21 protein-coding genes are annotated in these 23875 nt (G+C 71.9%); 11 read left to right on the top strand and 10 right to left on the bottom strand.

The window, feature by feature from the left end; translation table 11 throughout:
* The first annotated feature begins 76 nt into the window (after nt 1-76).
* From MZC64_RS37630 to MZC64_RS37645, 4 genes are all read left to right on the top strand, one after another.
* Nucleotides 77-544, top strand: a complete 468-nt coding sequence (locus MZC64_RS37630; protein WP_247764442.1) for a MarR family winged helix-turn-helix transcriptional regulator — start codon at nt 77-79, stop codon at nt 542-544.
* Nucleotides 541-1164 carry a GPP34 family phosphoprotein gene (locus tag MZC64_RS37635; protein ID WP_247764443.1) on the top strand — a complete coding sequence of 208 codons (624 nt, stop codon included), beginning with the start codon at nt 541-543 and terminating at the stop codon, nt 1162-1164. Before MZC64_RS37630 ends, MZC64_RS37635 begins: the two co-directional genes overlap by 4 nt.
* Nucleotides 1165-4323, top strand: coding sequence for a BTAD domain-containing putative transcriptional regulator (locus MZC64_RS37640; protein ID WP_247764444.1), 3159 nt, complete (start codon nt 1165-1167; stop codon nt 4321-4323).
* A 62-nt stretch (nt 4324-4385) separates the two neighbouring features.
* Nucleotides 4386-5549 carry a serine hydrolase gene (locus tag MZC64_RS37645; RefSeq protein ID WP_247764445.1) on the top strand — a complete coding sequence of 388 codons (1164 nt, stop codon included), beginning with the start codon at nt 4386-4388 and terminating at the stop codon, nt 5547-5549.
* A 98-nt stretch (nt 5550-5647) separates the two neighbouring features.
* Here MZC64_RS37645 and MZC64_RS37650 read toward each other — a convergent pair whose 3' ends face one another.
* Together MZC64_RS37650 and MZC64_RS37655 are read right to left on the bottom strand one after the other, a co-directional pair.
* A complete protein-coding gene (locus tag MZC64_RS37650; RefSeq protein ID WP_247764446.1) occupies nt 5648-8074 on the bottom strand; it encodes a Tex family protein in 2427 nt (808 codons plus the stop codon).
* Between the two features lie 66 nt (nt 8075-8140).
* The gene (locus MZC64_RS37655) at nt 8141-8911 is read right to left on the bottom strand and encodes a siderophore-interacting protein (protein WP_247764447.1); all 771 of its coding nucleotides are present in this window, start codon (nt 8909-8911) and stop codon (nt 8141-8143) included.
* Between the two features lie 141 nt (nt 8912-9052).
* Between MZC64_RS37655 and MZC64_RS37660 the strand changes: the two genes are divergently transcribed.
* From MZC64_RS37660 to MZC64_RS37670, 3 genes are all read left to right on the top strand, one after another.
* Nucleotides 9053-9739: a hypothetical protein gene (locus tag MZC64_RS37660; protein ID WP_247764448.1), complete on the top strand. Its 687-nt coding sequence runs from the start codon at nt 9053-9055 to the stop codon at nt 9737-9739.
* 110 nt (nt 9740-9849) lie between these two features.
* Nucleotides 9850-10761 (top strand): phytoene/squalene synthase family protein, encoded by a 912-nt coding sequence (locus MZC64_RS37665; RefSeq protein ID WP_247764449.1) that lies wholly within the window; start codon nt 9850-9852, stop codon nt 10759-10761.
* Nucleotides 10762-10848: 87 nt separating this feature from the next.
* Nucleotides 10849-11433 carry a hypothetical protein gene (locus MZC64_RS37670; RefSeq protein ID WP_247764450.1) on the top strand — a complete coding sequence of 195 codons (585 nt, stop codon included), beginning with the start codon at nt 10849-10851 and terminating at the stop codon, nt 11431-11433.
* Here the strand turns inward: MZC64_RS37670 and MZC64_RS37675 are convergent.
* From MZC64_RS37675 to MZC64_RS37685, 3 genes are all read right to left on the bottom strand, one after another.
* A complete protein-coding gene (locus MZC64_RS37675) occupies nt 11430-12656 on the bottom strand; it encodes a cytochrome P450 (RefSeq protein WP_247764451.1) in 1227 nt (408 codons plus the stop codon). The genes MZC64_RS37670 and MZC64_RS37675 overlap by 4 nt on opposite strands.
* Complete coding sequence (locus MZC64_RS37680) at nt 12653-13789, bottom strand: zinc-dependent alcohol dehydrogenase family protein (protein WP_247764452.1); 1137 nt, start codon at nt 13787-13789, stop codon at nt 12653-12655. The genes MZC64_RS37675 and MZC64_RS37680 overlap by 4 nt, the downstream gene beginning before the upstream one ends.
* Nucleotides 13790-13894: 105 nt before the next feature.
* On the bottom strand, nt 13895-14311 hold the full coding sequence (locus MZC64_RS37685; protein WP_247764453.1) for a thioesterase family protein: 417 nt from the start codon (nt 14309-14311) through the stop codon (nt 13895-13897).
* A gap of 71 nt (nt 14312-14382) precedes the next feature.
* Here MZC64_RS37685 and MZC64_RS37690 point away from each other — a divergent pair, with 71 nt between their 5' ends.
* Nucleotides 14383-14574, top strand: a complete 192-nt coding sequence (locus tag MZC64_RS37690) for a hypothetical protein (RefSeq protein WP_247764454.1) — start codon at nt 14383-14385, stop codon at nt 14572-14574.
* A 266-nt stretch (nt 14575-14840) separates the two neighbouring features.
* Nucleotides 14841-15494 carry a DUF4360 domain-containing protein gene (locus MZC64_RS37695; protein WP_247764509.1) on the top strand — a complete coding sequence of 218 codons (654 nt, stop codon included), beginning with the start codon at nt 14841-14843 and terminating at the stop codon, nt 15492-15494.
* Nucleotides 15495-15572: 78 nt separating this feature from the next.
* On the opposite strand, the gene MZC64_RS37700 is transcribed toward MZC64_RS37695, so the two are convergent.
* Nucleotides 15573-17087: a carboxylesterase/lipase family protein gene (locus tag MZC64_RS37700; protein WP_247764455.1), complete on the bottom strand. Its 1515-nt coding sequence runs from the start codon at nt 17085-17087 to the stop codon at nt 15573-15575.
* Nucleotides 17077-18114 carry a LacI family DNA-binding transcriptional regulator gene (locus MZC64_RS37705; protein ID WP_247764456.1) on the bottom strand — a complete coding sequence of 346 codons (1038 nt, stop codon included), beginning with the start codon at nt 18112-18114 and terminating at the stop codon, nt 17077-17079. The genes MZC64_RS37700 and MZC64_RS37705 overlap by 11 nt, the downstream gene beginning before the upstream one ends.
* 73 nt (nt 18115-18187) lie before the next feature.
* Here MZC64_RS37705 and MZC64_RS37710 point away from each other — a divergent pair, with 73 nt between their 5' ends.
* Together MZC64_RS37710 and MZC64_RS37715 are read left to right on the top strand one after the other, a co-directional pair.
* Complete coding sequence (locus MZC64_RS37710; RefSeq protein ID WP_282106548.1) at nt 18188-18778, top strand: helix-turn-helix domain-containing protein; 591 nt, start codon at nt 18188-18190, stop codon at nt 18776-18778.
* Nucleotides 18779-19083: 305 nt separating this feature from the next.
* A complete protein-coding gene (locus MZC64_RS37715) occupies nt 19084-20037 on the top strand; it encodes an asparaginase (RefSeq protein ID WP_247764457.1) in 954 nt (317 codons plus the stop codon).
* Here the strand turns inward: MZC64_RS37715 and MZC64_RS37720 are convergent.
* From MZC64_RS37720 to MZC64_RS37730, 3 genes are all read right to left on the bottom strand, one after another.
* Nucleotides 19982-21322, bottom strand: coding sequence for an amidohydrolase family protein (locus MZC64_RS37720; RefSeq protein ID WP_247764458.1), 1341 nt, complete (start codon nt 21320-21322; stop codon nt 19982-19984). The genes MZC64_RS37715 and MZC64_RS37720 overlap by 56 nt on opposite strands.
* Before the next feature lie 51 nt (nt 21323-21373).
* Nucleotides 21374-22756, bottom strand: coding sequence for a serine/threonine-protein kinase (locus tag MZC64_RS37725; protein ID WP_247764459.1), 1383 nt, complete (start codon nt 22754-22756; stop codon nt 21374-21376).
* 63 nt (nt 22757-22819) lie between these two features.
* Nucleotides 22820-23836: an MBL fold metallo-hydrolase gene (locus tag MZC64_RS37730; protein WP_247764460.1), complete on the bottom strand. Its 1017-nt coding sequence runs from the start codon at nt 23834-23836 to the stop codon at nt 22820-22822.
* Between the last annotated feature and the right edge of the window lie 39 nt (nt 23837-23875).

Consider the following 23875-nt stretch of genomic DNA (forward strand, 5'->3'; position numbering starts at 1 on the left):
GGGTCTGCGAGGTGTGGGGCTGTTAACGTCCGGTACCCGCAATACGAACGTGGCATGCGGAGCCTGAGGAGCAGAGTTGCCGGAGGAGTTGCCGGCGGATCGGTCGGAGATGATCGAGTCGCTGATGAACGGCCAGCGGGAGCTGCGCGCGCTGGCCGCCTCCGACCACGACAACCCGCTGTTCTCGGTCAACCTGACCATGCAGCAGCTGCGGTTACTGCTCGTCGTCGCCATCCAGGGCCCCCTGTCCAGCCAGGAGCTGACGCACGCGCTCAAGGTCAGCCCCGCCACCGTGACCGGGCTGGTGGACCGGCTGGTGGCACACGGGTATGTGCTGCGTCGGGATGATCCCAATGACCGGCGGATCCGGCGCATCGAACTCACGAAAGAGGGACAAGAGTTGATCGCCCGGCTGGAGGACGCGGGGGCCACCCACTTCCGCGGGCTGCTGGACCGGCTCGACGCCGAGGACCTGGTGGCGCTGGACCGGGTCATCCGCCGGCTGGTGGAACTGGCCCGCGAGGAAAAGGGAGACCGAAGGTGAACCTGGCGGAACAGCTGTTCCTGCTGGCCTGCGACCCGGAGAAGCAGCGGGTGCCGGAGCGGGACAAGCTGGGCTACGTGCTGCGCGCGGCCGCGCTGAGCGAGCTGGTGCTGCGCGGCTGCCTGACCGATGTCGACGACCGGCCCACCGCCGGATCGGCCAAGCCGACCCGCGATCAGCTGCTGGACGAGGTGCTCGCCGAGATCAGCCGGGACAAGCCGCGGAAGTGGCGGTACTGGGTGCGGAAGAACCACACCTCGATCGTGCGCGAGGTGCAGGCCGCGCTGGCCCGCGCCGGGGCGATCTCGGTGCGGCAGCGGCGGATCCTGGGACTGTTCCCCAGCCACGTCGTCACGGTGCACGATCCGGTCGCCAGGGCGATGGCGGTGCAGCGGGTCCGCGCGGCGGTGACCGGCACGGGTGCGCTGCCGCCCGCGGACGCGGCGCTGGCCGCGCTGGCCGCCACCGGGGAGCTGAAGGGCCTGCTGACCGCGCGGGAGCGCAAGGCCAGCAAGCAGCGGATCCAGGAGCTGCTGGACGGCTGCGGACCGGCCGGTCCCGCACTGCGCAAGGCGATCCAGGACCTCAAGGCCGCGGCCACCTCGGGCGGCGGCGGCTAGGTGGAGATCACGCTGCTGGGGCCGGTCCGGGCCTTCGCCGCGGACGGCGCACCGGTGGCGCTCGGCGGCACCCGGCCGCGCATGCTGCTGGGCAGGCTCGCGCTCGCCGCGGGCAAAACGGTCTCCGCGGACGCGCTGATCGAGGACATCTGGGGCGCGGAACCCCTCGTCGGGGCGGCGAACACGTTGCACGCGCTGGTGCACCGGCTGCGGCGGGCGCTGCCCAGCGCCGGGCTGGTGGAGTCCTCGCCGGTGGGCTACCGGCTCGCGCTGCCCGCGGACAGTGTCGACGTGCACCGGTTCGAGGCCCTGGCCGCCCGGGGCAGACGGGAACTCGCGGCGGGCGAGGCCGAATCGGCCGCGGCCACCCTGGCCGACGCGCTCGCGCTCTGGCACGGCGCGGCCCTGGCCGATGTGCGCGCGGCCCCGTACGCCGAGACCGCCGCGACCCGGCTGGCCGAACTGCGGACCGCGGCCAGGGAAGACCGCTTCGACGCGCTGCTGCGGCTGGGACGGCAGGCCGAGGTGCTGGCCGACCTGGAGGCGGCCCTGGCCGAACATCCGCTGCGGGAACGCCTGGCCGCGCTGCGGATGCGGGCGCTGTGCGCGGCCGGTCGCCAGTCCGAGGCGCTGGCCGGGTACGAGCAGATCAGGGCCCGGCTCGCGGAGGAACTCGGCGTCGACCCCGGCGCCGAACTGCGCGACACCCACCTGGCCGTGCTGCGTGGCGAACTCGACCGGCCCCGGTCCCACACCGGCGCGGCGCCCGGTCGGCTGCCCGCCCGGCTGACCTCCTTCCTCGGCCGGGCCGACGAGCTGAAACTCCTCGCCGAACTCCTCGACACGGCCCGGCTGGTCACCCTCACCGGCCCCGGCGGCGTGGGCAAGACCCGGCTGGCCACGGAAGCGGCGGCCGCGCACCGGGCCTATCGCGGCGGCCGGTTGTGGCTGGTCCCCCTGGCCGGAGTGGAGCACCCGGACGGCGTGGCCGGCGCGATCCTCGGCACGCTCAGCACCGGACCGGGACTGCGCACCGGCGCGCCTGCCGAACCCCTGGCGCGGGTGGCCGAACTGCTCGGCGGGGACGAGGCCGTGCTGGTGCTGGACAACTGCGAGCACCTGGTGGCCGAGGTCGCCCGGATCGCCCAGCACCTCCTGGAACAGCGGCCCCGGCTGCGCATTCTGGCCACCAGCCGGGAATCCCTGGACATCCTCGGCGAGACACTGTGCCGCCTGGACCCGCTGCCCGTGCCGCCGGAACACGCCCACGACGTAGCCGAATCGGCCGCGGTGCGCCTGTTCCTGGACCGCGCCACCGCCGTTCGGCCCGGCTTCACCCTCGATCCGTCCACAGTGGACTCAATCGCCGAGGTGGTGCGCTGCCTGGACGGCCTGCCGCTGGCCCTGGAACTGGCCGCGGCCCGGCTGCGCTCGATGACCATCGGCCAGATCGCCCGCCGCCTCGACGACCGATTCCGCTTGCTGGACACCGGAAACCGGGCCGCGCTACCCCGGCAGCGCACCCTGCGCGCGGTGATCGAGTGGAGCTGGGACCTGCTCACCGCACGGGAACGGGTCCTGCTCCGGCGGCTGTCGATCTTCCCAGCGCACACCGAAACCGAGGCGGTCGAGGCGATCTGCGCCGACGGCGACACCCTCGCGCCCGGCGACGTCGGCTACCTGCTCGGCTCGCTGGTGGACAAATCCCTGGTACAGCAACACGCCGAGGGCTACCGGATGCTGGCCAGCATCCGCGCCTTCGCCGCCGGGGAACTGGCCGCGGCTGGCGAGCGGGAGACCGTCCGGGACCGCTTCACCGCGCACTTCGCCGCCCTGGCCGCCGGGTACGAGCCCCTGGCCCGCTCACACCAGCAGCCCGCCGTGCTGGCCGGGATCGCCGCCGAGTACGACAACCTGGTCTTCGCCCTGCGCTCAGCCCTGGACAGCCGGGACGGTGAGGCCACCGCGCGACTGCTCGGCCTGCTGCACTGGTACTGGTACGCCGCCCGTTACGACGCCCGCACCGAATCCTTCCTCGCCGAAGCCCTCACCCTCGGCGACGCACTGCCCGCCGACGCCAGGACCGCCTACACCGCCATGGACGCGCTGATCGGCCAGAACTCCCCCACCACCGATCCGGACCGGGTGCGCGCGCTGCTCGCCGACTGCACGCACACCGGCGCCTACCAGCGTTATCCGCTGCTGCTGACGGCCACCCTGCCGGTCGCCCAGCACCTGGGTCTGCACGATCTGGTGGCCGCCGAGCTGGCCGCGGTGCGCGGTGGATCCGATGCCTGGGCCAACGCCTGCGTGTCCATCCTGGAAGGCAGCATCGCCGGGGATCGCGGGGACTGGACCGGGGTGGCCGCCGCCAGGGCGCGGGCGGCCGCGGAGTTCGCCGGGACCGGGGACCGGCTGTGGACGGCGGTGTCGCTGGCCGCGCTGGCCGAGGTGCACGGCGTCGCGGGCGATCATGCCGCGGCCGTGGCCGGGTTGGAGCGGGCCATCGCGCTGACCGCCGGACTCGGTTCCCAGGACGAGGTCTCCTACCGGGTCGGCCTGGCCGCCCAGCGCGCCCGCACCGGCGACCTGGCCGCCGCGGCCAGGGACCTGGACCTGGCCGAGCACCTGACCAGGGCGCGCGGACTCGGCTACATGGAGATCGAGGTGCTGCGCGGCCGCGCCGAGATCCACCGCCGCGCGGGCGAGTACGCACAGTCGGCGCTGGCCCTGGACCGGCTGGCGGAAGTGTTGGGGCAGTTGAGCATCGGGCCACCGGAACGCCTCCTGGCCCCGGGCCGGATGGCGTTGCTGCTGAGCACCGGCGAGACCACCGCCGCCCGCGCGCTGCTGCCGACCGTGGTCACCGTCGCCCTGGCCAACAACGAGCCCGCCCCGGCCGCCCAGCAGCTGGCCTGGCTGCGCTGCCGGGAAGGCGATCTCCCCGGCGCGGCCACCGCACTGGGGCTGAGCCAGGTCCTGCGCGGCGCCTTCGACCAGGGCGACCCCGAACTACGCGACCTGATCGCCGAACTCACCGACCGCCTCGGCGAGTCCGGCTACCTCGCGGCCTACCGCGCGGGTGCCGGGCTGCCCCGGCCGGACGCCCTGCGCGAACTGGCCTTACTCGGCCGGTCAGCCGCTGTCAGCACGCTATAAGCCGCCTGTCATCGCCAACTCGCACTGTTGGGCCCAGCAAGCCAACGGTGAGAGGACACAAGATGACCGAGTTCGAGAGCCCCGGCCGGGACAAGGTGCGCGCGGCCATGGACACCGCGGTGCGGGACCTGGGAGCGCCCAGCGTCGCCGTCCGGATCCAGGACGAGAACGGCACCTGGTTCGGCTCCGCCGGCCTGGCCGACACCGTCACCGGCGCGCCGCGGGTGCCGGACGAGCGGCTGCACACCGGCAGCATCTCCAAGGCGTTCACCGCGGCCACCGTGCTGCAGCTGGAGGCCGAGGGCAAGCTGGACCTTGAAGACACCGTGCAGGACTGGCTGCCGGGTGCGATGGACGGCAGCGAGTACGACGCCTCCAAGATCACCATCCGGCACCTGCTGAGCAACTCCAGCGGCCTGTTCGCCACCGGCATGGCCCTGGAGTTCCAGCGCCGGGTCACCATCCGCTCCGCCTTCGACACGCATCGCTTCGACGTGTGGCCGCCGGCGGAGGTGCTCAGGGTCGCCCTGTCCCAGCCGCCGGTCGGCGCGCCCGGCGAGCGGTTCTGGTACTCCAACGGAGGTTTTGGCTTCGCCGCGGCGATCGTGGAAAAGGCCACCGGCACCAGCTTCGAGTCCGAGGTGCACCGGACCGTGATCGAGCCGCTGGGCCTGCGGCACACCTTCGCCCGGCACCGCGAGGAGACCGGGTACCGGGGCCGGCACCCGCGCGCCTACGCGAAGATCTTCCTCAAGGAGGGGGTGCGGCCGGAGGACGTGCGGCCGGACAATTGGCCGGACCTGATGGAGGACGCGAGCCTGCCGCCGCTGGATGTCACCGAGGCCAACACCTCCTGGGGCTGGGGCGCGGCCAACGTGGTGTCCACATTGGACGAGCTGATCGTGTTCTTCAACGCGATGATCACCGGCAGCCTGCTGCCCGAGCGGCAGCACCGGGAGCTGTGGAGCACGATCCCCACCGCGGGCTCGCACTGGATCGCCAACACCGCCTACGGCCTCGGCCTGTACGAACTGACCCTGTCCAACGGCCTGAAGCTGCGCGGCAGCGGCGGGCAAAGCTTCGGCACCGCCACCCTGGTACTGGGCACGCCGGACGGCAAGCACACGATCGCCGTGCACACCAACAACGACTGGGCGCCCTTCCCGGTCCTGGACAAGATCATCGAGGCCGAGTTCGGCGCCTCCGGCTTCGTCCTGGACATCTGACCCGGCCCCGCCCAGCCTCGCCACCGGCGAGTTGGGCCAACTGGTACGCCAAGTTTGCCCAAGCGGGCGTACCAGTTGGCCCAAGTGGTGCGGGAGGGCTAGCGGCCGAGCTTCTTGTCCAGGCCCGCGCGGCGCAGGGCGTCGGCCATCGCGCCGCCCATGCCACCGCCGGAGCCACCGGAACCGCCGCCATCACGCCGGTTGCCGCCGCCACCGCCCTGGCGCTGACCACCGGAGCCGCCGCGCTGACCGCCGCCACCGCCACCGCCGCGGTTGCCGCCGCCCTGGGGACGGCCGCCGCCGCGCTGGCCACCGGCCTCGCGCGGGTTGCCGCCGCCCTTCTCCGGCTCGTCCTCCAGCCGCAGGGTGAGCGAGATGCGCTTGCGGGCCGCGTCGACTTCGAGGACCTTGACCCGGACGATGTCGCCGGACTTGACCACGTCGCGCGGGTCCTTGACGAAGGTGTTCGACATGGCCGAGACGTGCACCAGGCCGTCCTGGTGCACGCCGACGTCGACGAAGGCGCCGAACGCGGCCACGTTGGTGACCTGGCCTTCCAGGATCATGCCGGGCTGGAGGTCGCCGAGCTTCTCCACGCCCTCCTTGAACACCGCGGTCTGGAACGCCGGGCGCGGGTCGCGGCCGGGCTTGTCCAGTTCCCTGAGGATGTCGGTGACGGTGGGCAGGCCGACGGTGTCGTCGACGAAGTCCTTGGGCTGCAAGGAGGTCAGCACCCGGGTGTTGCCGAGCAGTTCCTTCAGTTCCAGCTTGGCCGCGCCCGCGATCTTGCGCACCACCGGGTAGGACTCGGGGTGCACGCTGGAGGAGTCCAGGGGGTCGTCGCCGTCGGGGATGCGCAGGAAGCCCGCGCACTGCTCGAAGGCCTTGGGGCCGAGCCGGGCGACCTTCTTGAGCTGACCGCGGGAGTTGAACGGCCCGTGCTCGTCCCGGTGCAGCACGATGTTCTCGGCCAGGCCCTCGCCGATGCCGGAAACCCTGGTCAGCAGCGGGGCGGAGGCGGTGTTGACGTCCACGCCGACGGCGTTCACACAGTCCTCGACCACCGCGTCCAGCGAGCGGGACAGCTTCACCTCGGACAGGTCGTGCTGGTACTGGCCGACGCCGATGGACTTCGGGTCGATCTTGACCAGTTCGGCCAGGGGGTCCTGCAGGCGGCGGGCGATGGAGACCGCGCCGCGGATGGACACGTCCAGCTCGGGCAGTTCCGCGGAGGCGTAGGCGGAGGCCGAGTACACCGACGCGCCCGCCTCGGACACGGTGGTCTTGGTGAGCTTGAGCTGCGGGAACTGCTTGATCAGGTCCCCGGCGAGCTTGTCGGTCTCCCGGGAGGCGGTGCCGTTGCCGATGGCGATCAGCTCGACCTTGTGCTTGTCCGCGAGCCGGGCCAGCACGGCCAGGGATTCGTCCCAGCGCTGCTGCGGCACGTGCGGGTAGATGGTGGCGTGTTCGACCACCTTGCCGGTGGCGTCGACCACCGCGACCTTGACGCCGGTGCGGAAACCGGGGTCCAGGCCCATGGTGGCGCGGGTGCCGGCGGGCGCGGCGAGCAGCAGGTCGCGCAGGTTGGCCGCGAACACCCGCACGGCCTCGTCCTCTGCGGCCTGGCGCAGCCGCATCCGCAGGTCGATGCCCAGGTGCACCAGGATCTTGGTGCGCCAGGCCCAGCGCACGGTGTCGGTGAGCCACTTGTCCGCGGCCCGGCCCTGGTCCTCCACGCCGAAGCGGGCGGCGATGGCGATCTCGAACCGGCTCGGCCCGGTGGGGGCGTCCTCGGCGAGTTCCTCCGGCTCCAGGGTGAGGTCGAGGACCTCCTCCTTCTCGCCGCGGAACATGGCCAGGATGCGGTGCGAGGGCAGCTTGGTGAACGGCTCGGCGAAGTCGAAGTAGTCGGCGAACTTGGCGCCGTCGGTCTCCTTGCCCTCGCGCACCTTGGCCAGCACCCGGCCGCGGCCCCACATGTCCTCGCGCAGCGAGCCGATCAGGTCGGCGTCCTCACCGAAGCGCTCGACCAGGATGGCGCGGGCGCCGTCCAGCGCGGCCTGCACGTCGGCCACGCCCTTGTCGGCGTCGACGAAGACCGCGGCGGCGGCCTTGGGGTCGGTCTCCGGGTTGTCCAGCAGGCCGTCGGCCAGAGGTTCCAGTCCGGCTTCGCGGGCGATCATCGCCTTGGTGCGGCGCTTGGGCTTGTACGGGAGGTAGATGTCCTCCAGCCGGGCCTTGGAGTCCGCGGCGAGGATCTGGGCTTCCAGGGCTTCGTCGAGTTTGCCCTGACTGCGCACGGATTCGAGCACGGCCGCGCGCCGTTCCTCCAGCTCGCGCAGGTAACGCAGGCGCTCTTCGAGCGTGCGCAGCTGCGTGTCGTCGAGCATGCCGGTCGCTTCCTTGCGGTACCGGGCGATGAACGGCACGGTGGATCCGCCGTCGAGCAGCTCGACCGCCGATCGCACCTGCCCTTCCCGCACACCGATTTCCTCGGCGATCCGCTGATGAATCGAGGTGGTCACAGGGGACAGCCTGCCTGACGACGGATCCGGGCGGCACAACTACCCCCCGTGACGTGCCGGCGCGGCTCAGTCCAGCACGCCACCGTGCCGCCAGTAACCGGAGAAGTAGATCCGCCGCTTGTCGAAGCCACGGCCGCTGACCAGATGTCGCCGCACCTGCTTGACCAGCGTGGATTCCCCGGCGATCCAGGCATAGGGCTGCCCGTCTGGCAGGTCGGCGGCGCACACCGCGGCCAGCAGCGCCGCACCCACTTCCGCACCTGCTGCACGCGGCAACCAGGTGATCTCGACGTCGCCGAGGGTGTTCAGCGGGCGCACATCGCCGGGGTCGGGCACCTCGGCGAAGACCACGGCGCGTTCGCCTGGTCCGAGTGAGTCCACAATGGACATCAGCGCGGGCAGCGCGGTCTCGTCCCCGGCGAGCAGCCGGTAGTCGGTGTCGGCGGGCGGGTGGAATTCGTTGCCCAGCACGGGGAAATGCCGTGCGTCCGGGCCGCAGACGGCCGCGTGGTCGCCCACGGTGGCACGCAGGGCCCAGGCTGAGGCGGGGCCGGTGTCGCCGTGCAGCACGAACTCGATGTCGATCTCGGCGCGCTCGGGGTCGTGCCGCCGGATCGTGTAGGAGCGCATGGGCGGGCGGACCGCGGGGTCGAGGTCTAGGTACTCCTCGTACCAGTCGCCGCCGGTGGGCAGCTGGAAGTCGACGCGCTCGGGGCGAGGGAAGAAGACCTTGCAGCGCTGGTCGTTGCCGCCACTGGCGAAGCCGGCCAGGTCAGGGCCGCCAAAGGTGATCAGCCGGACACTGGGCGACAGCTGGACGACACGGCGTACCACCACTTGGAAGATGGTGTACGGGCGAACCGCGGAACGCCCCAGGGCCTCAGTGCTCACAGAACCCCCACTTGGATTGCTTAGGCTAACCTTACCAAGATCACCTAGGTGAGGACAGTGCCGAACGGATCGGTAGAATTCGGCGACATGCAGTGGCGACGTGGCGGGTGGGAACGGGAAGCACCGCCCACCCAGGTGAATCCCGTGCTGACCGATCCGACCAAGCGATCAGCCACCCGGAAGATGGCCGCGCCCAAGGTGGCGAACCCACTGGCCTACGACCTGGACTTCGGCGCGGCCAGCGCCCGCTGGCTGCTGCTGGCCGGCGCGCTGTTCGGCCTGGCCACCGTGGCCTGCGCGGCGGTGATCGCCAACGGCGACGCCAAGGGCACCACCTGGGTAGCGCAGCTGATCTTCGCCGCGCTGTTCCTCTGGAGCGTGTTCAGCATCCGCGGCACCCTGCGCGGCCGGGGCGTGATCGCCACCGGTGACGCGCTGTCCTGGCGCAGCGACGGCTCGGTGCACCGGATCCCCTGGTCGGAGATTGGCGCGGTCGGCGTGGGCACCCTGCCCTGGTTCAACCACGCCAGCCTGGTGCACCCGGAACAGCGCGAGGCCCTGGAGATCTTCCCGGCCGATCCGTCCTTCCCGGCCCGCAACCCGGCCCTGGACCGGTGGCGGGTGGAGGAGGAACCGCCCATGCCGGGCCTGCCGGGCACCCGGTACCGGTTCCCGTTCCCGCCGTTCACCCGGCTGCCCAAGCGGATCGAGCAGGCGGTGCAGGAGATCCAGCCCAAGCGCTGGCACGGCAGGTACCCCAGGACGCACTCCTAGGCACAATCCAGTGAACATCGCCCGCGAGCCCGCACCCCGGGCGCGCGGGCGTTCTACTGTCGAAGGTAGCTGATCTTCGTTTCCCTCCTCACGCAAGGTGGTGACGAACGGTGTACCTGGACAGTCGGGCCCTGGACGCGGCCGGGGTCGAGAACAAGGTCCTGCGCGAGTCCTACGAGTTCTGCCGCCGGTTGCTGATCACCATGGACGGCCGGTCGTTCTGGGCGGCGAACCTGCTGCTGCCACCTCGCAAACGACCGCACATGTGCGCGATCTACGGTCTGGCCCGCTATGCCGACCAGATCGTGGACAGCGGCGATCCCCGACATCGGGCCGAGGAGTTCGAAACCTGGAGTTCCCGGCTGCTCGCCGATCTGCGTTCCGGGGTGGGCGGCGACCCGATCGGCCGAGCGCTGGGGCACACCATGCGCACCTGGGGCATAGCCCTGGCTGATATCGAGGCGCTGCTGGCCGGGATGCGGATGGACCTGACCATCACCGAGTACCAGACCTACGCCGACCTGGACCGCTACCTGGAGACGCTCAACGGTTCCATCGCCCGGCTGATCCTGCCGATCATGGAGCCGGTGGACCCGAGGGCCGAGCAGCACACGGTGGCCACCAGCAAGGCCGCCCAGCTCACCAACTTCATCCGGGACATCGGCAAGGACCACCGCCGCCTCGGCCGCTGCTACCTGCCCCTGGAGGACCTGGAGCGCTTCGGCGTGCCCCGGTCGGACCTGGGCGAGCGCAGCACCAGCCCGGCCCTGCGCGAGCTGGTCCGCTTCCAGATCGCCCGCGCCAGGGAAATGTGGGCGCTGGGCGCGGCCGGGGTGGACTACCTGCCGCCGAGCAGCAGACCGGCCTCCCGGCTGGCCACCGCGCTGTATTCGGGCATCCTGGATGAGATCGAACGTCGTGACCACGAGGTCCTGGACACCAGGGCCCGGGTCAGCACCCGGCGCAAGGCCGCGCTGGTGCTGCGCGAGTACCTGCCCGCGCCGCGGCCGATGGCCGCCTAGGTCCTGGACAGGGCCAGTTCACACGTCGTGGTGAACCGTTCCGGCGCGGGGTTGCCGGGCCGGAGCGGTCCCCCAAGGGTCGAAGGCATGGATCATGCTGGACTTTCCCGTCCGTCCATCCCGCTCATCATCACCACCACCGCCCTGCTGCTCCTGGGCACACCGGCTCTGGCGCACCCGGCCGACGCCGACATCACCTGTACCGCGGCGGCCGTGGCCGGCACGTCCACCGGCCTCACCATGGCCGGGCCGGCCAAGTTCGAGATCACCGTGGCGCCGACCACCGCGGGCTGCACCGACAAGCGCAAGGACCTCGCCCCGGGCAGCCGGATCACCGGCGCGCTGATCACCGTGCCCACCCCGGGCACCGGCCGGGGCTCCTGCGGCGAGCTGAGCGCGAAGGTCTCCGCCCAGCTGGCCTGGATCCACGCCGACGGCAGCACCGGCGCGGCCACCGAACTGGACGCCGACCTGGAACTGCGCGGCACCGAGCTGACCGCGGAGGCCGAGGTCTCCGGCGGCGAACTGGCCGGGTACCGGGTCAGCGGCGATCTGGCCAACCGCTCGGAACTGCAGGAACACCTCACCGCGGCCTGTGCCACCGCGGCGGGCGCCGACTCGGCCACCGCGTTGCTGACCCTGGGCTTCAGCAACAAGCCGTGGGGGCGTTAGTCCAGTGACCGGACCCGCAGCCGCAGCCCGCCCCTGGGGCGCATCGCGGTCAGGGTGACCGGCCGGACCGGTGTGGCTGGCGGGTCCAGTTCGGCCCGTTGCAGCAGCCGGTCCAGCAACACGGTCAGCTCCAGCATGGCGAAGCTCGCGCCAATGCAGCGGTGCACGCCACCGCCGAAGGGCAGGAACTCGTGCGGCCCCGGCTTGCGGAAGCCGGGGCGCGCCGGGTCCCAGCGGTCCGGGTCGAAGCGGAGCGGGTCCGGGTACAGCTCGGGCAGCCGGTGGGTGACGTAGGGGCTGAGCACCACCAGGCCGTCGGCGCTGATCCGCTGACCGGCGAAGTCGAAGGCGCGCACCGGTTTGCGGGCGCTGATCACCGCGGGCGGGTACAGCCGCAGCGCCTCGGTGACCGCCCACTCCCGGTAGTCGGCCTCGGTCCTGGCCCTGGCCCAGGCCGCGGGGTTCCTGGCCAGTTCGAGGATCACCCAGGCCATCGCGGCGCTGGTGGTCTCATACCCGGCGGCGATCAGGCTGATCACCTGGTCCACGATCTCGGTCTCGGTCAGCGTCGAGCCGTCCTCGTCCCTGGCCGCGACCAGCATGGCCAGCACGTCCCCTGCCTCGGTGTCCCGGCCGCGGCGGGCGATCTCGCCGCGGACCCGGTCGGCGACCTCGGCCCTGGCCCTGGCCGCGCGCCGCCGGGCGGGCAGGTCGAGTTGCTGGATCATCGGCGGGCGTTCCACCAGGGACAGGCCGATCTGCAGCAGCCTGCCCAGCTCGGGTTCGTCGGCGGCCAGGTGCGGGCCGAACAGGGCCTGGATGGTGCTGCGCCGGACCACGGTGCGGAAGGCCTGGTAGACGTCGAGGACCTGGCCGGGCCGCCAGGTGTCGAGTTCGGCGTCGGCGTTGGCCCGCATCAGTTCGGCGTGCCGCTGGACCTGCCGGTGGTGGAAGGCGGGCTGGACCAGGCGCCGCCTGCGCCGGTGCGGTTCGCCGTCGCTGACGATCAGCCCGGTGTCCCCGCTGACCGGGATCAGCGTCTGGAATGCCTCCCGCCAGCGGAACATCGCGGAGTTGGCGAAGACGAACCGGTTGGCTTCCGGCCCCAGCAGATAGGTCAGCCGCAGCGGCGCGCCGACCTTGGTCACCTGCCCGTTGTCCCGGTGCAGGCGGGTCAGCTCGCGGTGCGGATCGCGCCACATGGCCAGCAGGTGTTTGATCACCAGGTCACCACCTGGCGCACGGCCTCGCCACTGGCCAGCCGGTCGAAGCCGGTGTTGATCTCGTCCAGGGTGAGCCGGTGGCTGAGCAGCCGGTGCACCGGCAGGCGGCCTGCGGCGTGCAGGGCGATGAAGCGCGGGATGTCCCTGGCCGGCACGCTGGAGCCGAGGTAGCTGCCGCGCAGGGTGCGTTCCTCGGCGACCAGGCTGAGCGCGGGCAGGGTGAGCCGGTGGTCGGGGTGCGGCAGGCCGACGGTGACCGTGGTGCCGCCGGGCCGGGTGGCCGCGTATGCCTGTTCGAGGACGCGCACGCTGCCGGTGGTGTCGATGACCTTGTCCGCGCCGCCGCCGGTCAGCTCCCGCACCGCGGCGACCGCGTCCGGCCCGCCCGCGACTGTGTCACTGGCGCCCAGTTCGGCCGCGAGGGTTCGCTTGTTCTCCACCAGGTCCACCGCGACCAGTTGTCCGGCCCCGGCCACCAGCGCACCGAGTACCGCGGCCAGTCCGACCCCGCCGAGCCCGAACACCGCGACCCGCTCCCCCGGCTCGATCCGCGCCGAGTGGATCGCCGCCCCCGCGCCGGTGAGCACCGCGCAGCCGAACAACGCGGCCGTCTCGAACGGCAGTTCCTTGGGCACCAGCACCGCGGACCGTGCCGAGACCACCGTGTATTCGGCGAAGGCGGACACCCCGAGGTGGTGGAACGGCTGCTCCCCGCGCTCGGCCCGCCACCGCCGCGCCCCGCTGAGCAGGTGCCCGCCCCGGTTGGCTACCGCCCCCGGCTCGCACAACGCGGGCCGGCCGCCCAGGCAGCGTTCGCAGTAGCCGCAGGCGGGCACGAAGGAGAGCACGATGTGATCACCGGCGGTGAACCCGGCGGTCTCCGGCCCGACCTCGACGACCTCGCCGGCCGCCTCGTGCCCGAGCACCATGGGCACCGGTCGCGGCCGGGAGCCGTTGATCACCGAGAGGTCGGAGTGACACAGCCCGGCCGCGCCGACCCGGACCAGCAGTTCACCGGGCCCCGGCCCGTCCAGCCCCAGCTCGACGACCTCCAGGGGCCGGGATTCCGCGTACGGACCGGCGGCCCCGATCTCCCGCAACACCGCGGCCCGAACCCGACCGACTCCACTCATGCGCCCTCCCGGTAACGGCCACAACGACGAACACACCGTCCCACTTGGCCAAACTGGGGCGGCGAGTTGGGCCAAGTCGTACGCCGAATTGGCCCAAGTGGGCGGTCACGGGGGGCAGAGCTTCGCCAGGGCCGGGCGCAGGGGGGCGGTGATCTCGGCGGGGCGGCGGGTGTGGCGGTCGACGAAGACGTGGGTGAAGGTGCCCTCGGCGGCCGGGGTGTCCGCGCCGGGGGTGAACAGGCCGATCTCGTAGCGCACGCTGGATCTGCCGAGGTGGGCCACCCGCAACCCCGCCTCCACCGGGTCCGGGAAGGCGAGCGGCGCGCGGAACTCGCAGCTGGACTGGACGCACAGGCCGATGTTGGCGCCGCCGTGGATGTCCAGGCCGCCCTCGTCGATCAGGTAGGTGTTGATCGCGGTGTCCATGAAGGCGTAGTAGACGACGTTGTTCACGTGCCCGTAGACGTCGTTGTCGCCCCACCGGGTGGGGATGGTCAGCCACCGCACGTATCCGTCGCGCATGCGCCCAGTTTGCCCTGCGGTCTGCCCGGTCGTTACCATGCGTCTGCATTGGATCGACGTCTTGTTGGGGGATGACAATGATTGTGCTCGGCATCCTGCTGATCTTCCAGGGTTTTGGTGGCGCGCTGGCGCCGGTGCTCTGGGGCGGCAATCTGGGGCTCATGCACCTGATCGACCTGCCGATGTGGTCGCGCTACGCGATCGGCGTGATCGGGGTGGCCTGCCTGCTCATGGGCCTGAACAAGCGCAAGGCAGTCAGCTGATCAAGTAAAGAACCTTGCCGAAGTCGGTGGGCGGGGCTACCGTGTCAGCACCGCCACCGATGTAATCCTTTGACCTTCCACCGCGCGTGAAAAATGCATTTCCGTGTACATGCATAGTGTTTACCAAATTTATACCGAAAACCGGTGAACATCCCACCTATGGAGTTCAGCCATTTAGCGGCCGATCCCCATAAACATATACGCTAGCCTATCCCAGACGCTCTCCTACATATAGCGTAGCATTGGGAAGGACCCCTATGTTCCGTATGATGGCTGCTGTCGGCGCGGCATTTGCGTTAATCACTTCGTTTACCCCTGCGGCATTTGCCGACGAGTCCGTGCCTCCGCCCACCGGGAAAATCACCATCGATCTGCTCACGGTGAACGGGTCGGGCTGCCCGCTCGGCACGGCCGCAGTGGCCGTCTCCCAGGACAACACTGCGTTCACCGTCACCTACAGCGAGTATCTGGCCCAGGTCGGTGTCGGCGCCAAGCCGACCGACATGCGCAAGAACTGCCAACTGAACATGCGTGTCAACGTGCCCTCCGGGTTCACCTACGCCATCGCGCAGGCGGACTATCGCGGGTACGCCAACCTCGTGGCCGGCGCCAAGGGCACCGAGCGGGCCAACTACTACTTCCAGGGAATGTCGCCCACGGCCTTTATCAGTCACAACTACAACGGGCCGTACGACGACAACTGGCAGTCGACGGACAAGGTCGATATCGCCTCCCTGGTCTACGCCCCCTGCGGTGAAAAGCGCAACTTCAACATCAATACCGAGCTGCGCGTGGACAAGGGCACCTCGAATCCCTTGACCACGACCAGCTTCATGGCGATGGACTCCACCGATGGGGCCATCAACACCACGTATCACTTCGCCTGGCAGAAGTGCCCGAAGTGGACCTGGCCGTGGTGAGTGCACCCTGACCGTTCTGCTCCCTGCGCAGCGCACGGCGACACCTCGGGTCGCCGTGCGCTTGCCTGGGTCCGCCGGTTATTCGAACCAGGTGCCCGAGGCCCAGGTGCGGCCATCCCACACCTTGCGCTCGGCCGCGCCCGGATCGGCCACCGCCCGGCGCTGCTCGTCGAAGATCCAGGTGGCCCGCTCGGTCTCGGTGTAGCCAGGCCATTCCGGCTGTTCCGGCAGCTGGGGCGAGCCGGTGCGGGCGAAGGCGGCCCAGCGCGCGTGCATCTCCGCGGACAGCCCGGCCGCGACTGAATCCGCGGTCAACGGGCTGCCCCGGCGTTCCGCGCCGTGCGCCCAGACGTAGGGCATCTCGGTCCCATGTGCGGCGGCCAGCATCGGGGAGAGCCAGGGCGCGGCGGCGTCGAAGCGGAACCGCCACACCGGCGCGTGCCTGCTCTGCGCGTCCAGCAAGCGCACGGTGGGCACGCCGTAGCGCTCATCGGTCATCACCGCGGCGTTGACCTCCCTGGTGGAGGCGGCCGGCCGATTGGCCCGATAGGCCGCAAGCACCTCCTGCGCGCCGGTCTCGCCGAAGGCGGCGGCCAGCACCCGCGGCGCGCAGTCGCCCGCCCACGGGTCCAGCGCCAGGTACAGCGCGGACTCCTCGGCGTTGCTGCCGGCCAGCAGCGGCACCCCGGCGGCCGAGCCGTCCGCGATCCGGCGCACCGGCACCTCGGGCAGCACCGAGCCGTCCACAGTCGGCCGCCACACCCACAGGCCGCGGCCGAACGGGCTCAACTCGGTCTGCGCGGCCAGCAGTTCAGCGGCGGACACCTGGCTGACCCGGTTGGCCGGCACCCCGAGCAGGCCCAGCAACCGGGCCGCGAGGGCGGCGCTGACCTCCTCGGCGGCCACGTGGTCCCCGCCGCCGCTCTGCGAGATCACCCGGTGGAACAGCCCGGTCGCGGCCGGGGCGGCCATCAGGTTGGCCACGCTCTTGGCGCCGGCGGAGTTGCCCGCGATGGTCACCCGGCCCGGATCGCCGCCGAACGCGGCGATGTTGTCCCGCACCCAGCGCAGCGCGGCGATCTGGTCCAGCAGCCCGCCGTTGGCCGCGTGCGGGTGGGTCTCGCCCAGGTTGAGGAAACCGAAGGCGCCCAGCCGGTAGTTGAGGGTGACCACGACCAGGTTGTCCCGGCGGGCGAAGGTGTCGCCGTCGCCGACGTTCTCCGGCCCGGCCCCGACCACGTATCCGCCGCCGTGCAGCCACACCAGCACCGGGTGCGGTCCGGGGGTCACCGGCGCGCACACGTTGAGGTACAGGCAGTTCTCGCTGATCCGGCTGGGCTCGTCCATGGCGGCCGGGGTCGGCACCGGCACCGGGGCGGGCATCGCGGGCAGCACCGGCTGCATGGCGCGGGCGGCGAAACGGCGGGCGCCGCGCACCCCGGTCCAGGCCTGCACGGGTTGCGGCGGGCGGTGCCGCAGTTCGCCCAGCGGCGGTTCGGCGTACGGCAGGCCGCGCCAGGCCAGCACGCCGTCGAGGTCCAGGCCGCGGACGGTGCCGGTGGCGGTGTCGACAACGGTGCGGTCAGTGCTCACTGTGTTCCCCTCGCCGGTGGGCCAGTGCCTGATCAGGGCGGGCCGGGCTGGAGGCGCGCACCACCAGCTCTGGCCGCAGCCGGGCGGACTCGGCCGAGCCGCCGTCGAGCTGGTCCAGCAGCCGGGCCACCGCGGTCCGGCCCATCTCCCGCATCGGCGAGCGCACCGTGGTCAGCGGCACGGTCAGCGCGGAGACCATCGGGATGTCGTTGAAGCCGACCAGCGCGAAGTCCTCGCCGATCCGGCGGCCGTGATCACGCAGCGCACCCATCGCGCCGATCGCGGCCTCGTCGTTGACCGCGAACGCCGCGGTCACCGGGCGTCCGGTGCGCAACACCCGGTCCATGGCCACATAGCCGCCAGCGGAGTCGTAGCCGCTGTGCGCGATCAGCTCCTCGGGCACCGGGTGACCCGCCTCGGCGCAGGCGCGGCGGAAGCCGGTGGTGCGGTCGGCGCAGGTGCTGGCGTAGGGCTGACCGGCCAGCACCGCGATCCCGGTGTGCCCGCCGTCCAGGAGGTGCCGGGCGGCCAGCGCGCCACCGGCCTCGTCGTCGCAGGTCACCGAGGCATGGTTCGCGCAACGGCGGCTGACCAGCACGAACGGCGAGTTGTCCTGCACCAGCCGGTCCAGTCCTTCGCCGTCCAGCCGGGCGTCGCCCACGATCAGCCCGTCCACCCGGGAGGACAGCAGCGCGGCCAGCGCTGACTCGTGCTGTTCGGCGGAGTCGTGCGTGTTGGTCACGAAGGTCCGGTAGCCGCGGGAGAGCGCGGCCTCCTGGATGCCCTCGTAGATCGCGGCCAGCACGTAGTCGGTCAGCGTCGGCACCAGCACCCCCAGGATCCGGGTGCGCTGGGTGCGCAGACTGGCCGCGTACTCGTTGCGGATGTAGCCGAGCCGGTCCGCCGCCGCCCGCACCCGCGCCTCGGTGTCCGCGGTGACCTGGGCGGTGCCGTTGAGCACCCGCGCCACGGTCGAGATGTGCAGTCCGGTGGCCTCGGCCACTGCCCGCAGGGTCGCCCGCGCCACAAGCACCTCCTAGCCCGCCGCGACCAGCCTAGTGGTCAGCTGCTCCGCTATTAGGATCAGTGACGTGGACGCGATGGTTGTCCGGGACCGGCACGGCGAACTCCGGGACTTCCTGCGTTCCCGCCGGGCCCGCCTCACCCCCGCTGACGTCGGCTTACCGGCCACCGCACGCCGCCGCACCCCCGGGTTGCGGCGGGAGGAGGTCGCGGTGCTCGCCGGGGTCGGGGTCACCTGGTACACCTGGCTGGAACAGGGCAGGGACATCAGCGTGTCCGCGGAGAACCTGGACGCGATCGCCGGCGCACTTCGCCTGGCCGAACCCGAGCGCGCGCATCTGTACCGGCTGGCCGGGCTGAACCCGCCCGAGTCGGCGGCCGGGACTGCGGCGGCGGATCCGGCCCAGCAGCGGCTGCTGGACGGCTGGCTGCCCAACCCGTCCTACCTGCTGGACCGGCACTGGAACTTCCTGGCGCTCAACACCGCGGCCCGGCGGGTCTTCGACTACCGGCCCGGCCGCGCGCACAACTGCCTGATCACCTTCTTCACCTCGGCGGACTGCCGGGTGCGCTGGCCGGGCTGGGTCCCGGCGGCCGCAGACTGGTGTCGGCCCGGGGTAGCCCGGCGCCACACCGTCCCACTTGGGCCAACTGGCACGCCCACTTGAGCCAAACCGGCGTACCAGTTGGCCCAACTCGCCGGAAGATCGGCACGCCAGGGCGAATTCGCCACCACACCGTCCCAGTCCGGCCACCACACCGTCCACTTCGGCCAACTCGCCGTCCGGAACGGCCAACTCGCCGTCCACAACGGCCAACTCGGCGTCCACTTCGGCCAACTCGGCGTACGAGAACGGCCAACACTCGGATGGCGGTGGACTAAGCACCACATTGACCTGGGGGTTCTGGATCTGTTCCCATGGGGACGAACGTTCGCGCGAACGTTCGTGTTGCGGGATGCAGGAGGTGGGCGATGGGCAGGCTTGTGGTGATCGCGACCGGGGGCACCATCTCCAGCACGCCGACCGAGGCGGGGCTGGCCGCCGCGTTGCCGGGTGGGGCCGTGCTGGACGCGTTGCCCTCGCCGCAGCCGGTGCCGGTGGAGGTCGTCGACCTGTGCACCGTGGACAGCTCCGCGCTCACCCTTGACCAGCAGCTCGGTCTGTTGCGGCAGGTGCGGGCGACGCTGGCCGATCCGCAGGTGCGCGGGATCGTGGTCACCCACGGCACCGACACCATGGAGGAGACCGCGTTCCTGCTCGACCTGCACCACGACGACCCGCGGCCGGTGGTCTTCACCGGCTCGCAGCGCCCGCTCGGCGACCCGGGGTCGGACGCCCCCGGCAACCTGGCCGACGCCTTCGCGGTGGCCCGGCAGGCCCGCGGGCACGGGGTGCTGATCGCCTTCGGTGGCAAGATCCACGCCGCCCGGGGCACGGTCAAGCACCACACCCTGCACCCGGACGCCTACCAGGACCCCAGCGCCGCCCCGGTCGGCCACCTCATCGGCGGCGAGGTGCTGCTCCAGGCCCCGGCGCCGCGCCCGGCCGCCCTGCCGCTGCCGACCCTGACCGAGTCCCCGCGGGTGGACATCCTGACCCACCACACCGGCGGTGACGCGGTGCTGCTGCGGGCCGCGGTGGCCGCGGGCGCGCGTGGGCTGGTGCTGGTCGGCGCGGGTGCGGGCAACGTCAACCCGGAGGTGGTCGAGGCGGTTCGCGCAGCCACCGCGGCCGGGGTGCTGGTCGCGGTGACCTCGCGGACCGCGGCCGGTCCGGTGCTGCCGATCTACACCTCGGCCACCGAGCTGACCAGGGCGGGCGCGGTGCTGACCGGCACCCTGCGCGCCGCCCAGGCCCGGATCGCGGTGCTCAGCGCGTTGCTGGCCGGTCAGCCGGAGCGGCTGCCAGAGCTGCTGGACTGCTGAGCACGGTCCCGCCGAACAACACCGCAGCAACCCGCCGGGTGTTGGCGATACTGGTGAGCGGATTGTCTTCCAGCACAACAAGATCCGCGATCCGCCCCGGCGCCACCGCGCCGAAGCGGTCGGTGACGCCCAGGAACCGGGCCGGGTCCAGGGTGGCCGCGCGCAGGGCCGCCGCGGGGCTGAGTCCGGCGCGTACCAACAGTTCCAGCTCGTCGTGCAGGCTGAACCCGGGCACGAAGGTGTCGCTGCCGGCCAGCAGCGGCACCCCGGCCCGGTGCAGTTCGCCGGTCACCTGCAGGTAGCGCTCGAACAGCCGCGACTCGCGCGCCGGGTCAGGTGACCGCCAGTCCGCGGCCCGCGCCCAGCCCTGCCGCAGCACGGGTTCGATGTGCGGCAGGTAGGGCTGGAGCGCGAACGCCGGGGTGCCCATGGTCGCCTTGGCCTGGTGCACTGCCAGGGTCGGGACGTGCCAGGTTCCGTTGGCCAGGAAGGAATCCCGCAGTTCGGCCAGCCGGGCCGGGTCGGTGGTCTCGGCCGCGCGGTGGGTGAGGTCGGACAGCCGCCCGAACATGCCTGCCGGATCACCCGCGTCCAGCCCGGCGAACCCGGCGGTCAGCTCCTCCCGCTCGCTGGACGCCCCGACCAGCACGCCGTCCAAATGCTCGATACTGCGCTGCGCCGCGGCCAGCACCGGCACCTCGAACGGCACGTGCCCGGCGACGTCGATCCCGGCCCGCGCCGCCTCGGCCAGCAGCGCGAAGTAGGCATCCCGCGGCAGCTGCGAATAGACCTTGAGGAACTCGGCCCGCTCGCCAACACAGGTGGCCACCGCCGCCCGCGCGTCCTCGGGCGTGGTCACCGCGATCGAGCCCGGCCTGCTGGGCCGCGGGCCGTCGATGATCCGGCTGCCGAAGACCATCCGCGGCCCGAAAACCTCGCCCGCCGCCAGCCGTCGCCGCCAGTCCGCGTGCACCGGCGCCCCGGCCAGCTGCCGCACCCCGGTGACGCCGTTGCCGAGGAAGGCGGGCAGGTATGCCTCGTCGAAGCCGTGCACGTGCATGTCCCACAGACCCGGGATCAGGAATCGGCCGCGCGCGTCCAGCACGGTCACCCCGGCCGGGGCGTCGAACCGTCCGACCGCGGTGATGCGATCGCCGTCGACCAGCACGTTCCGGCCGGTCAGCACCTTGCCCTCGGCCACGTCCACGACGTTGGCCCCGAAAATGAAAACGGACCCGCTCGCGACGGGTCCGGCCAGTTCAGGCGACTTCCTGGATTCTGTCACCCCTCTCAGGATAACCCGGGGTAGTCGCCGCTCGTGGGCTTTCGCTGAGACTCAGGCCGCGCCGCCGCCGGGCGGAGCGGCGGAGGTCCCGTTGGTCACCGCGTTGCTGGTGGGCGGCGCCGACGGCGAGGTGGTCGTGGTCGGCGGCTTGGCGCTGGTGGGTTTCTCACTGCTGGTCGGCGGGGTGGACGAACTCGGCGCCGTGGTGGAGCTGGGCGCGGTGGTCGAGGATTCGCCGGTGGTGCTGGTGGGGCTGCTGCTCGGCAGGGTGGAACTCGGCGGCGGCAGGGTGCGGCTGCTGCGGCTGGTCGGGCTGGTGGTGTCCTGCGGCGCGTTGATCGGCTGCTGTCCACCGGGACCGGTGGGGCCGGTGGGGTTGTCGTTGGTGCGCGGCATCAGGATCAGCGTGGCCGCGACCGCGCCACCCGCCAGCACCGCGGCCCCGGCGGCCATCGCGGCCTTGCCCCGCTTGCGCTGCCACCACGGCGTGCCCGCCGCGGCCGCAGGCACGATCCGGGTGATCGCGGTGCGGGTCGGATCGGCCCGGCTGACCCGCGCGGTGACCAGGGCCGAGGTGGCGTCCACATCGGTGTCGGTGGTGTGCGCGATCAGCCGCAGCGAGTGCTCGAACTCCTCGGCGCTGAGCCGGTCGCCGGGTTCCTTGCGGAGCATGGCCTCCAGCACCGGGGCCAGCGCACCGGCCAGCACCATCGGGTCCGGTTCCTCGGTGAGCACCGCGGTCAGGGTGGGCAGCACGCCGGTGCGGTCGAACGGGGCCTTGCCCTCCACCGCGGCGTAGAGGGTGGCGGCCAGCGCCCACAGGTCCGAGGCGGGACCGAAGGGCAGGCCGCGGGCGCGTTCCGGCGCGATGTAGCCGGGGGCGCCGACCAGCACGCCGGAGACGGTCAGCGAGGAGTCGCCGTCGACCGAGGCGATACCGAAGTCGGTGAGCACGGCCCGGTCGTCCGGGCAGACCAGCACGTTGCCGGGCTTGACGTCGCGGTGCAGGATGCCGTGCTCGTGCGCGGCCCGCAGCGCGCCCAGGATCTGCTCGCCGATGGCGGCGACCCGGCGCGGGGACATCGGGCCGTCATCGTCGATGACCTTGGACAGCGCCCGGTTCTCGACCTTCTCCATGACGATCCAGGGCCGGCCGTCCTCGGTGATCACGTCGAAGACGGTGACCACGTTGGGGTGGCTGATCCGGGCCGCGGCGCGCGCCTCCCGCTGGGTGCGTTCGCACAGCGAGGCTTTCTCCTCCTCGCTGGCCCAGGTCGGCGCGAGCACCTCCTTGATCGCCACCGCGCGGTGCAGCACCTCGTCGTTGGCGGCCCAGACCGCACCCATGCCGCCCCGCCCGATCAGCTCGCCCAGGCGGTATCGCCCGCCGAGCAGATCAGGTCGCGAGTCCCCCGCGGAGGTCGGCGTCGTCATGTCCATCCAATTCCACAACCAGGCGCCGCCCACACCGGGCACGGCGTCTTCCGTCCGCAAACCCTAGTCGTTCGCAGCGGGTGGGGTAGTGGCGTTGCTCCCACTGCTGCCGCGGACCGCGTCCCACTGGGCCATCGCGGCCAGCATGCCCAGCGGATCCACAGTGGACAGGCCGGGTTCCAGTTCGCGGTATGCCTGGTACATGTTCGGCGCCACCCGCTCGGACTCGCCCAGTCCCGCGTACTCCCCCAGGTCCGCGTCCAGCGCCGCGTCCATCCAGGACAGCCCCCTGCCGTGCGCTTCCCGCGCGAGTTCGCGGATGTGCCGCCAGTAACCCTGTACCGCGCGCACCCCGTCGCAGTCGGTGACCGGCCCGTGACCAGGCACGATGCACTCCGGCGACAACGCGATCATCTCGTCGCAGGCCCGCAGCCAGTTGTCGATCGGCCCCGCCCACATGATCGGCGCGCCGCCGATGAACAGCAGGTCGCCGGTGAAGAGCACGCCCGCGTCCGGCACCCAGGCCACCGCGTCGCCACCGGTGTGCGCCGGGCCGAGATTGCGCAGCTCCACCGCCCGCCCGCCCACGGAGAGCGTCAGCTCCTTGTCGAAGGTGACATCGGGATTGCGCTGGGTGATCCCGCCGAACTCGTACTTGCCGAAGGCCCGCTGGATCCAGTCCGCCAGCACCGGCCCCAGTCCCTCGGCCGCGGCGGGCGAGAGCAGCGCGGCCATCACCTCCGGCGGGGCGTCGTGCGCCATCTCGTGCGCGGTCTCGGTCACCGCGTGGATGCGCACCTCGGGCGCGAGCAGTTCGTTGCCGTAACAGTGATCCCCGTTGGCGTGCGTGTTCAGCGCGAGGGTGATCGGGTGTTCGGCGGTCACCGGGGCCATCGCGGCCAGCATGGTCCGGGTGAGGTTGAGGTCGTAGAGGGTGTCCACCAGCAGCGACTCGCCGTCCCCGCTGATCAGGCCCGCGTTGCTCAGGCCCCAGCTGCCGTCGGGGGCCAGCCAGGCCCGCACGCCGGGGGCGATCTCGTGCAGTCCCGTGGTGTAGGGGATCTCAGCGGCTGCGCTCACCGCGTGATCTTCTCAGGCGAGCGACGGGGGCGAGCAGGC

The organism is Crossiella sp. S99.2 (assembly GCF_023094165.1).
Classification (GTDB): domain Bacteria; phylum Actinomycetota; class Actinomycetes; order Mycobacteriales; family Pseudonocardiaceae; genus Crossiella.